At 30.1% G+C, this 15,647-nt stretch carries 14 protein-coding genes; 8 read left to right on the top strand and 6 right to left on the bottom strand.

Translation table 11 applies throughout. The features are described 5' to 3' along the window. Positions 1-676 precede the first annotated feature (676 nt). Positions 677-1,621 (top strand): MerR family transcriptional regulator, encoded by a 945-nt coding sequence (locus CC89_RS20045; RefSeq protein ID WP_081897058.1) that lies wholly within the window; start codon positions 677-679, stop codon positions 1,619-1,621. 1,043 nt (positions 1,622-2,664) lie between these two features. Here the strand turns inward: CC89_RS20045 and CC89_RS13910 are convergent. Both CC89_RS13910 and CC89_RS13905 read right to left on the bottom strand, forming a co-directional pair. Next, positions 2,665-3,855 carry an MFS transporter gene (locus CC89_RS13910; RefSeq protein WP_051931786.1) on the bottom strand — a complete coding sequence of 397 codons (1,191 nt, stop codon included), beginning with the start codon at positions 3,853-3,855 and terminating at the stop codon, positions 2,665-2,667. Between the two features lie 444 nt (positions 3,856-4,299). After that, positions 4,300-4,668: an HsmA family protein gene (locus CC89_RS13905; protein ID WP_035293059.1), complete on the bottom strand. Its 369-nt coding sequence runs from the start codon at positions 4,666-4,668 to the stop codon at positions 4,300-4,302. Between the two features lie 355 nt (positions 4,669-5,023). On the opposite strand from CC89_RS13905, the gene CC89_RS13900 reads away from it, so the two are divergent. The 3 genes from CC89_RS13900 (at position 5,024) to CC89_RS13890 (ending at position 6,451) form a co-directional block, all read left to right on the top strand. Next, positions 5,024-5,836, top strand: a complete 813-nt coding sequence (locus CC89_RS13900; protein ID WP_035293056.1) for a M48 family metallopeptidase — start codon at positions 5,024-5,026, stop codon at positions 5,834-5,836. Between the two features lie 193 nt (positions 5,837-6,029). After that, positions 6,030-6,212 (top strand): ATP-binding protein, encoded by a 183-nt coding sequence (locus CC89_RS13895; protein ID WP_035293053.1) that lies wholly within the window; start codon positions 6,030-6,032, stop codon positions 6,210-6,212. Between the two features lie 26 nt (positions 6,213-6,238). After that, the gene (locus CC89_RS13890) at positions 6,239-6,451 is read left to right on the top strand and encodes a DUF3006 domain-containing protein (RefSeq protein ID WP_035293051.1); all 213 of its coding nucleotides are present in this window, start codon (positions 6,239-6,241) and stop codon (positions 6,449-6,451) included. A gap of 135 nt (positions 6,452-6,586) precedes the next feature. Here CC89_RS13890 and pgsA read toward each other — a convergent pair whose 3' ends face one another. After that, entirely contained in the window at positions 6,587-7,108 is a 522-nt protein-coding gene (pgsA, locus tag CC89_RS13885) for a CDP-diacylglycerol--glycerol-3-phosphate 3-phosphatidyltransferase (protein ID WP_035293049.1), read from the bottom strand. Positions 7,109-7,385: 277 nt separating this feature from the next. Here pgsA and CC89_RS13880 point away from each other — a divergent pair, with 277 nt between their 5' ends. The 3 genes from CC89_RS13880 (at position 7,386) to CC89_RS13870 (ending at position 10,707) form a co-directional block, all read left to right on the top strand. Next, positions 7,386-8,795 (top strand): NAD(P)/FAD-dependent oxidoreductase, encoded by a 1,410-nt coding sequence (locus tag CC89_RS13880; protein WP_035293048.1) that lies wholly within the window; start codon positions 7,386-7,388, stop codon positions 8,793-8,795. Between the two features lie 155 nt (positions 8,796-8,950). Beyond that, a complete protein-coding gene (locus CC89_RS13875) occupies positions 8,951-10,237 on the top strand; it encodes an adenylosuccinate synthase (protein WP_035293046.1) in 1,287 nt (428 codons plus the stop codon). 287 nt (positions 10,238-10,524) lie between these two features. Beyond that, positions 10,525-10,707: a DUF1858 domain-containing protein gene (locus CC89_RS13870; RefSeq protein WP_035293045.1), complete on the top strand. Its 183-nt coding sequence runs from the start codon at positions 10,525-10,527 to the stop codon at positions 10,705-10,707. A gap of 72 nt (positions 10,708-10,779) precedes the next feature. On the opposite strand, the gene CC89_RS13865 is transcribed toward CC89_RS13870, so the two are convergent. Further along, positions 10,780-11,394 (bottom strand): ECF transporter S component, encoded by a 615-nt coding sequence (locus CC89_RS13865; protein ID WP_035293043.1) that lies wholly within the window; start codon positions 11,392-11,394, stop codon positions 10,780-10,782. A 293-nt stretch (positions 11,395-11,687) separates the two neighbouring features. Between CC89_RS13865 and CC89_RS13860 the strand changes: the two genes are divergently transcribed. Continuing rightward, entirely contained in the window at positions 11,688-12,431 is a 744-nt protein-coding gene (locus tag CC89_RS13860; RefSeq protein WP_035293041.1) for an acyl-[acyl-carrier-protein] thioesterase, read from the top strand. A gap of 824 nt (positions 12,432-13,255) precedes the next feature. On the opposite strand, the gene CC89_RS21195 is transcribed toward CC89_RS13860, so the two are convergent. Both CC89_RS21195 and CC89_RS13850 read right to left on the bottom strand, forming a co-directional pair. Next, positions 13,256-13,531 carry a hypothetical protein gene (locus tag CC89_RS21195; protein ID WP_035293039.1) on the bottom strand — a complete coding sequence of 92 codons (276 nt, stop codon included), beginning with the start codon at positions 13,529-13,531 and terminating at the stop codon, positions 13,256-13,258. A 647-nt stretch (positions 13,532-14,178) separates the two neighbouring features. After that, complete coding sequence (locus tag CC89_RS13850) at positions 14,179-15,408, bottom strand: BaiN/RdsA family NAD(P)/FAD-dependent oxidoreductase (protein ID WP_035293036.1); 1,230 nt, start codon at positions 15,406-15,408, stop codon at positions 14,179-14,181. Between the last annotated feature and the right edge of the window lie 239 nt (positions 15,409-15,647).

The raw sequence follows: 15,647 nt of genomic DNA, 5'->3' as shown, positions 1-15,647 counted from the left end.
AGTGATACCACCAAAAAATTAATTTATTTACCCAAAGAATATTAAGCCACTAATTTGTAGAAAGTGAAGGTACAGACCCATGGGATAGTCAGAAAATTCTAGAGTCGTAGATCCTAATTCTTATAATAACCCTAAAGGTTATGTATTCAGTAATTAAAAATTTAGTGGAAATTTCTAAATCTTATAATAAGCAAATTATTAGTTTAGTAAATAAGATATAAGTTGTTTAAGTGATTTAAAGGTGAATTAGTAAGTGGTAAATAATGATTACTAATTTATTTAAATTAGTAGATTAATATATTATTAGAAATACAAGTCATTTAACAATAAAAAGTGTAATTAGTTGTAAAATAGTTAAAAGATTTTAGTTTAATATGTGTAGCTTCAAGGAAGAAATTTTTCTAGGAAGACTATAGGGAAAGGAAGGTTTTAGAATTCAAATAATAGATGAAAGTTTTATAAAAGAATTAGGATCTACTTAACAACCGATTCATATGTGATTAGGGCATATGTGAATCGGTTGTTTAATTTTTTGTGTTGACCTGCACCTTGGAGATAGGAATATAGTATAGTTAACATATGAATATGTAAAGATAAAAATTATTTAAAACTATTAATTAAGTCTAATATAAATAATATATTCATAGGTAAATATATACGGTGTGGAGGGAATAAAATGAATATTAAGGAAGCATCTGCAAGGACAGGATTAACTAAAAAGGCTATAAAGTATTATGAGAGTGAGGGACTTATACATCCAGAAAAAAATCCAGAAAACAATTATAGGGAATTTAGCAAAGAAGATATTATTAAACTAAACTTAATTGGTGCTCTAAGAAATTTGGACATTAGTACAAAAAATATAAAAAATGTCATGGATGGAGTTAAAACAATTCCAGAGATCATGAAGGAAAAATTAGAAAAAATACAAAATGAAATGGTAAGTCTTGAGAATACTAAAAGTGTTGTACAGAGTTTTTTAGAAAAAGAGTTTTGTGATTATAAAAACATTGAAGACATAGGCAGCAGTATAAATAAATTAAATAAAAGCTTAGAGCTTTCTATAGAAGATAAAAAGGAATATATAGGGGAGGCTATTATGCGAACTTTTCCTGGTAGCTTTGGTAAAATGTTTGTGGCAAATTATGGGGCTTTTTTAGATATACGTATATCTAATGGTGAGAAGAGAAAAACATGGTTAGATATGGTAGAGTTTTTAGATAACTTAGAAGAAGCAGAGGAAGACCATCCATTTATTAAAATGATAGATACTATGGGAGAAGAAGCTTTAGATGAGTTTATAAAAAATAAAAATAAATTTGTGAAAAGTATATTGGAGAAAGATAAAAAAACTATAAAGGAAGTTAAAGAAGCTAATGTAAAATTTTTAAAATCTTTAAGGGATGATAAAAACTTTAGGGATAGTTATATGGATAACCTGAAAAAAGGAGCAGACCTTATGAATAGCGTAGGAGGAAAGGGAAATCAGTTTGATTTGTACTTAGAAAAGCTCAATGATGACTATAGAAAATTTAGAGAAATAGCCAGAGGCATATTAAGTGAGGCAGAAATGGAAACGGGCACTAAGCTTAGTGAACTGTTAACATATATTGAGACATAATACATTGAAGAAAATCTGATTTTAATTCCGTAATAAATGTGTAATTGGGGACTGTTCACAATACGCCAAGAACTTCTAAATGTCTCACAGTTAAAGCCCCTAAAGCTTTCAAACTCGCTTCTTACATTGCTCAAATAATGAAAGCTTCTTAACGGGTCTTTAACTGTGAGACATAAGAACTAAGGCTAGTTCAATAGTCCCCAATTACACATTTATTACTACATTAAAATCAGATTTTTAGTTTAATATGTTTATGGTTGGAGAGAGAAGCCTACTAAAGGATGATTTTCCTCCACTATGTTACGGAAAATCTTTAATTAAATAAATGGGATAACAAAAAGCTATAACTGTTTTATTAAATGGAGTAGTTATAGCTTTTCTTTAAGGGCTTAAAAATTTTTTATTGGCGATAGCCAGCCTAAATACGTAGGCATGATTAGGATTTATATAAAAATATATAACTTTAATTGTTAGATAAATAAGAACTTGTAGATAAGTAATAAGTAATAAGTAATAGGTAATAGGTAATAGATAAGAAGTAATACCTCTTACCTGGTCTAAATTACAAAATCTGATTTGTACAAACAACTGCCTTACGGCAAAATCAATTGAATTTTAGTTATTATTTTATTTTAATAGGTACCATATAACCTTTCGAAAGGCTCCGCCTAAAAAATATTATGAGCGCCTTTCTATTTATAAATTAAAGATTTTACATAGCGAAGCGGAGGAAAATCATCCTTTAGTCAGCTGTGTTCCTCCTCTGATAGCCTATGCATGAACTGAAAAATCTGTCTTTAAGGTAACAATAAATATATTTTCTTAGACTATTGAGCTAGCTTTAGAAATTCTTTGTTTTCAAATTTCAATACCCGTTAAGAAGCTTTCATGTTTGAGCGCCGTCAGAAGCGAGTTTGAAAGCTTTAGGGGATTGAAATTTGAAAACATTAGAATTCCTTGGCGTATTGCGAACAGTCTAATAAAATATATTTATTGTGGACTTAAAGACAGATTTTTCTTATTGCACTTGCTTCACAATATTCTTATTTATTGTTGCAACAGATTATAAAAACATTTAATATAGCAAAAATTCCAGAGGTAAATCCAAGGAACTTAAAAGCAGTGTTTAGAGTAAATAGATCGCCTATTTTCCCTATGAGAGGGAATAGAAATATCATAAAAAAGCTAAATACCATGCTTTGGAAAGATAGAATGGTTGCTCTGTTTTCGCTAGGAATAAGTTTGTTTAAATAATCACTGGTTACAATATACATTATAGTTTGGAGTATTTCTATAGCTATAAAAAACACATAGGAATAGTTTGTAAAAGCTATGCACCATATGCAAATGCATGTGGCTATAGGTAAAAAAATTAATAAAATACGTTCTTTAAAAAGCTTTTCTATTTTATGCACATTGGGAGCTATAAAGGCATTTATTAATGAGGAAATAGCAAATATAATTCCTATTTTAAATTCATTTAAGCCGTTACCTTTCCAATAGTTTTGCAAATAGTAGAAGAGACTAGTTCCAAACACTGCCATAACTTCTGCAAATATAATAAGTAAGGATATTTTTTTAGTGCTTTTTACTATTTTAAAGCTATTTAAAGTTTGATTTTTAAAAACTTTAAGAGGATGTAGATTATCTAAATTTTTGTTTCTACCTACACTAGGTTCTTGAAAAAAAGTTGATTCTAAAAGAGCTATGCCTGCAAAAACTGCACTTAAAGCAAAGGGCCATAGGTAGTTTTTGTGAGCTAAGTATCCACCTAGCATAAGGGAAAATATACAGCTTATTTCTAATATCATTTCATTAAAACCATTTATTTTCATATAGCTTTTTTCTTCGCCTAACTCTTTAAGAGAATCATAAAGCAGAGCCTCTCCAGCACCAGATTCTAAATTATAGGATATGGCAAGTATTGCGAAAGAAAGAGCAAATAGATAGAAGTTGGTAGATAAAATCAATACAATATTACTTATAATACAGAATACCCTTCCTAAGGTTCTGCTGACTTTTCGTCCATAAATATCTGCAACAGCACCTGTGGGAACTTCCATAAGAAAGGATGTTATGTGGAATATACCCTCTAACATGCCAAGTTTAGCAAGAGATAATCCCCTACTAGCGAGGTATATCATCCATACTCCTTGAGTTAAGTCTAATCTGTTTAAAAAAACAAACAGATAATTTAAATTTATATTTCTTCGTAAATTTTTTTTATAATTCATTTTTAAAACCTCCATAATAACGCATTTAAAGTTTACTGAAAGTGTTACATTATCCCACCCATCCCTAGTGCATACAAAAAAACCTAAGCAGAGTCTTTCTACTTAGGTTTAATGAGGTTATAATAATATATTTCAACCGAAAAAAGTATAAAGATGCTACTTAAAGTTAGTTTACATAATATTTAATTTTGGACGCACTTTCCCTAAAGTACCCAAAATTGAATGTTATGTTTTGAACTATAGCAAGATAATCTTGCATACAGAAACTAACCTTTAAGTCCATTTTTACACCTCCTCTAATGTTTACGTAAAATAAAGTCTTACTAAAATAATAAAAGTATTTTTATTATAAGATCTTCTATATTTATATAAAAACTTATTTAAAATTATAACACAAAGAAGTTTTTTTGGATATATCTAGATTTATGAAAGAAATAAATTAAATTATATTGTCATTCCAAACATAGCTCCAGATAAAAAAGGAATTAACCAAATAATCCATACTATTATACTAAACTTATGGAATTTTAATTTCATTTCTTTATTATTTTTAAACAATACTACGGATGCCCATAATGCATGGAAAAGCATTAGTAATATTGCTAGTAATCCTGTTATGCCATGAAAATTAAGTTTAAAGCCTGTACCAGCTATTTTACCCATTGCAGTAGTCCCTAAGGTATCACAAACTAAGCCTAACCAAAATATAATAACATGCCACTTTTTTAATGTACCCTGTTTCTTTTCGCTCCAAACTCCTATTGTGTAAAACACAAGAGCTAAATTAATAAAGATTATAGCGTAAACTAACATAATATATTTCTCCTAGTATAATTATATTTGTTCAGTCAAATTAATATTTTTATATGCAAAATTTCAATTGTATTCTTATTTTTTAGTAATTATCATCATAGAAATGATAAATATTATTCTCACATGAACAATGTTCATTATAAAAGTTTAATTGCTTATTGTCAATAAATAAAATAACCTATAATTTATTTAATAGTAGGCTAAGGGATAATTGATATTAATTAAAAACTACTATATTATAATTTCTTATGAATTGTTTAATTTCTATATATTGATATATGTAATATAATTAATGTATTACATATTATTTATCTACAGATTAAATATTTGATATAGAAGTAAGAAAGGAATCAATATGAATAGCTTTGTTTATAAGGGAAAAGAAATAAATTATACATTAAAAAGAAGCAGGCGAAGAACCATAGGTATAACTATAACTGAAGAGGGTCAAATAATAATATTCGTGCCTGTTAATTTGAAAAAGGTTTATATAGATGAGGCGTTAGAAAAAAGGGCTAAATGGATTGAAAAAAAATTAGAATTAATGAGAGAGAGACAGATTAAAAAAGCATGTAGAAAATTTGAGAATGGGGAGAAGTTTTATTTACTGGGAAAAGAATATACTTTAAAAATATTTAGTTGCTTTAAGAACCATGAGGAAAACAGAGGTTTTTTGGACAAAGATTTTTCAGCAATTAATTGTTTTGATAAAGAATTGGTAAAGCATGTACATAATAATGAACAGGTGTATATAGATACAGGCAATTTATGTGTTAGTATTGCTCATAATCTATATGATAATGAAGCTAGAACACAATATGTAAAGGAAGCTATAAAAAAGTTTTATATTAAAAAGGCAATGAATTTTTTTAAAGAAAGAGTAGAGGTTTTTTCTAAAAATATGGGGATATATCCTAAAAAGGTAACAGTGAAAGAAGTAAAAACCTTATGGGGTAGTTGTTCATCTAAGGGAAATATAACTCTAAATTGGAAACTCATAATGGCGCCGCCATATGTAATAGATTATGTTGTAGTACATGAGCTTTGCCATCTTAGGCATATGGATCACTCTAAAGATTTTTGGATGGAAGTGGAGAAAGTTATTCCAGATTATAAATATAGGAGAAAGTGGCTTAAGGAAAATGGACATTTGTGCAAATTAATATAAACTACCACCGGGATAAGCAACAGAGGTTTTTGAAAAATTTCTATAAGTTAACATCAAATAATCAATAAAGTGAGTATTTAAATTAACTTAATTATGAAAGGGCATAATAAAGGCAAGTATTAATCGTAAATCTATTTAATAAAAAAGTAAAAAATTAAAAGTCAACTAATATTTTAAAGATGGGAGGGGTAAAATGTTCATTGGTAGAGAATACGAAATAAAAGCTTTAAATAAATTATATGAGAAAGATAGTTTTCAATTTGTGGTTATGTATGGCAGAAGAAGAGTAGGGAAAACAAGATTGCTTACAGAGTTTTGTTTGAAGACCTGCTTTTACATAATTTATAAAAATGATAATATAAACTATTATAAGTAGTGTAATGAAAATGGAGGGGTTGTAAAGTGAAAGGAATAATCGACAGGTTTGAAGGAAATTTTGCAGTGGTGGAATTAGATAATGGAGAAATAATAGATATAGAGAGAGTTAAAATCCCTAAAGAAGCAAAAGAGGGAGATGTAATAGATATAGGAGAAGAAATAAAAGTAGATGTGGAGGAAACCAAAAGAGTAAAAGATGATATAGAAAAAATGGTAGAACATATGTGGGAAGAGTGAGGTAGTTGCATTATGAGTTGACATTCTAGTCATGAAAATGATGTGCATGAGCTAGTTGACAGATAAACTAGTTATATCAAGATTTTACATGAGATAGTGAAATATTAAAAGTCCTAGCTTTGACAAATAGGACTTTTAATATTTTACTTTATTGATATTTTTATCATAAATAATCAGATAGTTAAAGAATGCCACTACAGCACTGGCGACGGCCACGTATATAAGTATCTTTCCCAATTCTTTGCTAAATATTAAAATTAATATAGATAAATAAAATAAAAGGGTAGAAATCTTGCCAAATATATTAGATGGAATTACCATGTGTTTATTCAAAAGTAAAGTACCGCCTATTATCATTGAAAGTTCTTTTAATATTATTACCCAAAGTACCCAAGACACTATATAGTTTTTGACAGTAAGACAATATAAAACAGTTACAAGCATAAGTTTATCAGCTAAAGGATCCATAACTATTCCAAATCGAGTAACTAAATTGTGCTTTCTAGCAATATAGCCATCCAGTACGTCTGTGGCTCCAGCTATTAAAAATATGGCTATGGAAAGAAAAAGGCTGTTTTTTATAGGTGAAAAGAAAATATATGCAAAAGCTGGGACTAACGCAAGTCTAAAAACTGTTAATATATTTGGAATGTTCACGGAATCACATCCTTTCCAAAAGTATTAATAATATTATTCCCTAATGAAAACAATATATAATGAAAATAATATTTTACGTTTATACATGTAACAATAACTAATTATAGCATATAAACCTTTAATATTTAAAATATTGAATGAAATTATCCATTATTTTTGAAAAATAAAAGTAAAAGCATCAAATACGAACATAACGGTAAAAAAAATAAAAAATATTCGTATTTATTATTGACTCTGTAAATTCTGTTTGCTACTATAAATAAGGAGGTGATAACCTATGAAAAATAATTATGATGTTATTATTATAGGAGCAGGTCCAGCAGGAATATTTACTGCATTAGAAGTTACTAAAAAGAATCCTAATTTGAGTTTATTAATAATTGACAAGGGTAGAAATATAGAAAATAGAAAATGTCCTGCAAGAACTACTGGAAAATGTGTGGGATGTAAGCCTTGTGGCATAACCTATGGATGGTCTGGAGCAGGTGCCTTTTCAGATGGTAAGCTATCCTTAAGTCCAGAAGTGGGCGGAAGGCTTTTAGATTATTATACAGAAAAACAGGCTAAAGAACTTATAGATTACTGCGATGAGATTTACTTGAATTTTGGAGCAAATAAAGAAATTCACGGAATTAATAATGAAAGAGTTGAGGAAATAAAATATGAAGCAAGTAAGCACAATATAAGGCTTGTAGAATGTCCTGTAAGACATTTGGGTACAGAAAAGGCCTATGAAGTTTTAAAAGGAATGTATCATTATCTAGTAGAGAAAACAAATACAGAATTTAGTGAGCTAACAGAAGCTTTAGATATAATAGTTGAGGATAATAAGGCAGCAGGAGTCAAGGTATTAAATAAGGGTGAGGAAAAGCAAATAAATGGGAAGTTCGTTGTAGTAGCGCCAGGAAGAGGTGGAGCAGAGTGGCTTTCTAATCAAGCTAAAAAATTGGACTTAAAGGTCACAAACAATGCAGTAGATATAGGAGTCAGAGTGGAGGTACCTAATTCTGTTATGGACCACTTAACAAAAGACCTATATGAAGCTAAACTAGTTTACTATTCAGATACCTTTGATAATAAAGTTAGAACTTTCTGCATGAATCCGGGTGGAGTGGTTTCAGAGGAACACTATGATGATGGCAAAATAGCTGTAGTTAATGGTCATAGTTATTCTCAAAAGGAACTTAGAACAGAAAACACGAACTTTGCAGTGCTTGTTTCTACATCCTTTACAGAGCCTTTTAATCAGCCTATAGAGTATGGCAAATACATTGCAAAACTTGGTAATATGCTTGCGGATGATAGAATAATGGTGCAAAGATTAGGGGATTTATTAAAGGGAAGGAGAACTAATGCATCAAGACTTAAAAAATCAACTACAATACCTACTCTTAAATCAGCAGTACCAGGAGACTTAAGCTTTGTGCTTCCTCAAAGGCATTTAGTTTCTATAGTTGAAGCTCTTAAAGCTTTTGACAATATTGCGCCAGGCTTATACAGTAAAAACACACTACTTTATGGTGTGGAGGTTAAATTTTATTCAAGCAAGTTTGCTACAGATGACAATTTCAAAACATCTATAGAAAATCTATATACAATAGGAGATGGAGCTGGAATAACAAGAGGTTTGATGCAGGCATCTACTACAGGAGTAGTAGTGGCTAGGGACATTACGTCTAGAACATAAAAATCATGAAGGATTTTTAAAAAAAGTATGCAAATGTTCGTAAAAAGTGTATAATATAATTTGTTAAAAATTTAAATCATATATTAATTAAGATTACTTTAAATTATGGTTAGAAATACTCTTATATTAAAGAGGTAAGAAAGCGAGGAATTTATATGTCTTCATTTGTAATTTTAGGTGCCCAATGGGGAGACGAAGGAAAAGGAAAGATGACTGATTACTTAGCAGAAGAGGCTCAGGTAGTTGTTAGATTCCAAGGAGGAAATAACGCAGGACATACTGTAGAGGTAGGCGATAAACAATATAAGCTTCACTTAATACCATCAGGTATATTGTATGATAATAAATTAAATGTGATAGGTAATGGTGTAGTAGTGGATCCAGAAGCTTTATTTAGCGAAATAGATTATTTAGAGGGACTAGGAGTAAAAGTTACTCCAGAAAAGCTTTTAATAAGCGATAGAGCACAATTAATAATGCCATACCACAAGATATTGGATAAGTTAAAGGAAAGCAAAAGGGGAAAAAATGACATAGGAACTACGGGAAAGGGAATAGGACCTTGTTATACAGATAAGATGGAAAGAAGCGGCATAAGAGTATGTGATATTTTAGAAGAAGATACATTTAAAGAAAAATTACAAGCTGCTTTAGATATAAAAAATCCATTCATAACTAAAGTTTTAGGCGGAGAAGCTTTAGATTTTAATGAAATATACGAAAGATATTTAGATTTTGCAGAGAGAATGAGACCATTTGTAAAAGATATATCTGTAACTGTACACGATGCTATAAAATCTGATAAGAATGTTTTATTTGAGGGTGCTCAAGGAACACTGCTTGATATAGACTACGGAACATATCCATTTGTAACATCTTCTAACACTATAGCTGGAGGTGTTTGTACTGGAGGCGGTGTTGGACCTACTATGCTAAATAGTGCTGTAGGCATTGCTAAAGCTTACACTACAAGAGTAGGAAAGGGACCTTTCCCAACAGAGCTAGAAGATGAAATGGGTGATTGGTTAAGAGAAAAAGGTCATGAATTTGGAGTTACTACAGGAAGAGCTAGAAGATGTGGGTGGCTTGACCTTGTAATTCTAAAAAGTTCTGCAAGAATATCAGGACTTACAAGCTTTGCAGTAACTAAAATAGATACTCTAGCAGGTCTTGAAAAAATAAAGGTTTGTGTAGGCTACAAGTGCAATGGAGAAGTTATAGACTACTTCCCAGCAAGTCTTAAAAAACTAGCTCAATGTGAGCCTGTTTATGAAGAGTTTGATGGTTGGGATGAAAGTATTAAGGATGCTAGAAAATACGAAGATCTTCCGGAAAATGCTAAGATTTATTTGAAGAAAATAGAAGAAGTTACAGGAGTTAAGGTGTCTATAGTTTCTGTAGGACCAAGAAGAGATCAAACTATAAAAGTAAGTGAAATTTAATTAAACAAATTAACTAAAGAGATTAAATAAAGGTATGTAGCCTGTGATGTGCAGGTTATATGCCTTTTTTAGGTACATGAAAAGAGATAATAAGTCAAAGATGCAATGAGCTTATAACACAAATTAAATTCAAATAAACATAGAATTTTTTTCTTCCATTAAGTTCTTAGTAACAAAATAAGTTTTTGTGTAAACACTAATATTGAAAACTATAATATGATAAATTTATGGTGTTTTTACCTAGTTTTTGTGATAAAATAAAAATTGCAAAGAAGGGAGTGATATAAATGATAACTAAAGACATGACAATAGGTGAAATATTAAGCAAAAAACCAGAGGCAGCTCCAATTTTAATGAACTTTGGTATGGGTTGTGTTGGATGTCCATCAGCTCAAGCTGAAACTTTAGAAGAAGCGGCTATGGTTCACGGAATGGATATAGAAAAATTATTAGAAGCTTTAAATAAATAATGTTAGTTGAGTTTTTAGAAAATTAGTAGCTAGTCATAGACTTAAGCAAATCTTTGACTAGCTATTATTTTTTTATTTATGTTTTACAATTTTTCTAACTGCAAGTACTATAGGAATTGTTATGGCTACAGCTACTATAGCCTCAGGAATTCCGTTGGCAACTCCAATACCGAATATGGCCTTGCCTGCTAAAGAAGCATCAATACTTCTAGCTTTTGCAAATTCTGCAGCATATAATAAGTACATCATTCCCAAGACACCAACGGTGTTAGTTAAAGAACCCAATGCTGCTCCTATGCCAATTTTTATAGGATTATTTTTATTTTTAATAGGGATTGCCTTGTAAGTATAGTAGGCAACTATTGGTATTATAACCCTAGGGAGCACTGATACTAATGGATTCATAAATGCAAAAGATAAAAGTGATGGCACCATCATGTTTTGAAACACACTAAAGATTCCAAATATAAGTCCTATACATATACCTACCACAGGGCCTTCGATTAAAGCTCCTATGATAACAGGAACATGCATAATGGTTGCTTTGACCCCAGGAAGAGGTATAAAACCATAACCTGTTATGCCCAAAATGATGGATATAGCAGATAGCATACCTACAACTGTCAATTGTCTAGTTTTTGCCTTTCTGTTAGAAAGATTTGCATTATTACGTGATTCTAAATTCATAATACTACCTCCGTTCTTATTCCTTTAAGGATACAAGACGAATTTGCTGTGATCCTTATTAAATTTTATTCAGTTAAGTTTCAAAAGAATACCTGCTGAACATATTGTATTTTACCACTTTTCTATGATAAATGGAATATAGTTTTAACTGTAAATAAAATGTTTAATTAAAAAAAAGTATTTTATAATACTTTTTTTTAATTTTTAGTAAAAACTTTCATTAAACGTATTAAAATCCCCATAAATTTGGTATCATATTAAATATATAAAATTTTACTACTGGGGGTGTTAAAATGTCTGGAATAGTAACAGAAAAGGAGTATAATGTTCACTATTATGAAGTAGATTATAAAGGAAGAGCACTCATATCATCTCTTATGAATTATTTTGGTGATATAGCTATGGTACAAACTGAAGATCTAAAAATAGGCATGGAGTTTTTAAATCAGCATCATATAGCTTGGGTACTTTATAAGTGGGATATAGATATAAATAGATATCCAACATATAATGAGAGAGTAAAGGTAAAAACTTGGGCCTATGGTATAAAAAAATTCTACGCCTACAGAAAATTTACTATAACAGATAGCAGCGGAGAAGTGATAGTGGAAGCAAATTCTATATGGTTCTTAATAGATACAGAGAAGAGAAAAGCTATAAGTGTACCAGATTATATGTATGATATATTTAAAACCAACAAAGAAGAAAAAAGGACTCTTAAAATAGATAAAATAAAGAAAATGAATAAAATTGATGTAGAAAATAAATTTAGTGTGAGATATGGTGATATAGATACTAATAGGCATGTTAATAACGTAAAATATGTAGCTTGGGCTATAGAAACAGTTCCTAGAGATATAATTACAAAGTATGAACTTAAAAATGTAAAAGTAACTTATGAAAAGGAAACTTCCTATGGGGATATTGTAAAAGTTCGCACTCAAATTGTAGAAGAGGAAGATGGAGTAATATGTTTACATAAAATACAGGATAAAAATGAAATTGAATTGGCAGTACTTCAGACTTTATGGAAATAGGGAGTAAGAATATATTGTGAAGCAAGTGCCATAAGAAAAATCTGTCTTTAAGTCCACAATAAATATATTTTATTAGACTGTTCGCAATACGCCAAGGAATTCTAATGTTTTCAAATTTCAATCCCCTAAAGCTTTCAAACTCGCTTCTAACGGAGCTCAAACATGAAAGCTTCTTAACGGGTATTGAAATTTGAAAACAAAGAATTTCTAAAGCTAGCTCAATAGTCTAAAAAAATATATTTATTGTTACCTTAAAGACAGATTTTTCGGTTCATACGTACATTACTTATGGGGGGAGAAAGCCTACTAAAGGAAGATTTTCCTCCACTATGTTACGGAAAATCTTTAATTAAATAAATGGAATAGCAAAAAAGCTATAACAATTTCATTAAATAGAATAGTTATAGCTTTTCTTTAAGGGCTTAAAAATTTTTTATTGGCGATAGCCAGGCTAAATAAACTCCGCCTGAAAATTAAGAACTGCCACTAAATCATTTTGGGACTAATATAAATCCTTAGTCATCAAATGTTTTTTAGTACTAGTTTCTAGTTTCTAGATGTTAGAATTTGTTGTTATAATACATATATATGTTTCTTAACATATATGCCGATCATTCATTATAAATCAACAGGCTCACGCCCAATGTGATCAATTTAATATTCAATAATATGGATAATTAATTATGACATTAATAATTTATAAATGTAAAGCTAGTTATTTGTATTTTTTTGCACAAGAAATAGACACTACAAATCTGAAAAGATTTTTATAGTGTCAACATCAAAAATATAGTCCTGATTTTAGGATTTATAAGCTACGTTTTTTATTTTTTTCTATACTTTCCTCTTGTAATTCTTTTGACACGTACATTTTGTCTATCAGGTCGTATTGGAATACTGCTTTTAGCAACTTGTTTCATGATGTCCTTATAAATTTTATTTCTTTTTCTTGGACTTGGTTCCAAAAGCATTATTATTAATTTGTCTTTTAAGCTGCCTATTAAAACATTTAAATTAGTTTTATATTCATGCTTATTAGCTTTATTTTTTCTTTCACTTTTTATAATATCATCACTATCTTTGCGAGCTAGCTCAATCATATTCGATAGATAAATTGATGCGTAAAAATCCTGCTCAATTGTTATTTTGCTTGTTCCTTAAAAATTCTCTATTTCAAGTCGATTTTTCAATTCATCATATTTTATTTCAACTCCCCATCTTTTGAAATATAGTTCCTTAAAATCTTGTATTTTCAGTTTAGCTTGATGACATTGGGCTCACGCCAAAATATATTAAATTTTATCCAATATTTTATTTTAATAATTGTTTATTGGCTAGTAACTAGGATTGAAAAGTAACCGAATGGCTACGCCTAAAAAATATTCTGAGTGCTTTCTTTTTTATAAATTAAAGATTTTCCGTAACGTAGTGGAGGAAAATTATCCTTTAGTTAGCTGTATTCCCCCATAGATAGCTTATGCATGAACCGAAAAATCACACTTTAAGGGAGTGAAAAAATTGGAATTGGGGACTATGGAACTAGCTTTAGAACTTCTTATGTTTGCAGATTTCAATTCCCGTTAAGAAACCTTCTTGTTTGAGGGACGCAAGGAGCGAGTTAAGGTTTTAGGGAATTGAAATCTGCAAACATGTAGAAGTTCTTAGCGTATTGTGATTAGTCCCAAATTACAATTATTTCACGGACTTAAAGTGTGATTTTTCTTATTGCACTTGCTTCACAATATTCTTATTTTGCAGCGCTTTTAGCGGCTACAACGCCAGAGCTCCAAGCCCACTGCAAATTAAAGCCGCCACAATCACCATCTACATCTAATACCTCTCCACAGAAGTAAAGATTAGATATAAGATTAGATTCTAAAGTGCTATGGTTAACCTCAGTGGTATCAACTCCTCCAGCGGTTACCTGAGCATTTTTTAAGCCATTTGTGTCTGATATGGTGAAGGTCCATTCTTTAAGTAGTGCAAATATATTATTTTTTTCTTTCCAATCTAAATCCCAGCAGGGTTTATGGATGTCTGTAATTCCAGCCTCTTTTAAAAGTATAGGTATTATTTTTTTATTTATTATTCCTATAAAAGACTCCTGTACGGATCTGTAGCTAAAGGTGCCCCAATGATTTTCTAGAAATTCTATTAAGGGTTCTTTAGAAAAGTTAGGCATAAGATCCACTTTTAATGTTACTGCCTTTTTTCTCTCTAAATTATAGGAGGCGGTCCTGCTTACTTGTAAAATAGGAGGACCTGATATGCCATAGTCTGTAAAAAGTATTTCTCCAAATTCTTTTCTCATGGGTTTACCATTTATGAGAATCTCTGCAAAACCATTAAACTTTACACCAGATAGAGCTTTTAAATGTTTATATTGGAGTTTAAGTTGTACCAAAGCCGGTAAAGGAGTTATTATACTATGGCCTAGTGATTTAGCTATATTAAATCCAGAACCATCTGAACCAGTGTTAGCTGCAGATTTTCCACCTGTAGCTATTATTAATTTTTTGCACTGAAATATTTCATCGTTGTTTGTATATATCTTAAAGTGATTTTTCTCAGAGACTATATCCTTAACTTTTGTATTTAAATGCAAGGGTATATCTTTTTCACTTAGAGCCAGTCTAAGCATATCTAAGACTGAAGAAGCCTGTAGGCTCATGGGATACATTTTGCCCTCATCTAGAGTTATTAAAGGAAGTCCTAGAGAAGAAAAAAAGTTAACAGTATCCTTATAGGTAAATTTATTTAAAACATCTACAAAAAAATTAGGGTTATTGCTATGATATCTTAAAGGAATTATATTCTCATTAGTTATATTACATCTGCCGTTTCCCGTGGTGAGTATTTTTTTACCTATCCTATCACTGCCTTCTAAAAGTGCTACGTTGCATCCCATATCTTTAGCTGTGATGGCAGCAGTGATGCCAGAGGCACCAGCACCTACTATTATAATATCGTATTTCAAAATTAATCGCTCCCTTTGACTATTTATGGAAAAAAGCTTGAAGAATATCTGCAAGCTTTAAAGTATACAAGTAATATTTTATCCTATTTAGTTTAATTATAATTATTTTATAGTGTTTTTTCAATGAAAGTATTTGAATCTGCAATAATGGCTTAATTTTGTATGAATTAAATTTGTAAACATAAAAGTACATCATTGATACAATTAAAAAAGTTAGGATATAATAAAGATAAATATAA

The organism is Clostridium sp. KNHs214 (assembly GCF_000744935.1).
GTDB lineage: Bacteria > Bacillota > Clostridia > Clostridiales > Clostridiaceae > Haloimpatiens.
This window is presented reverse-complemented; position numbering and strand designations above follow the sequence as displayed.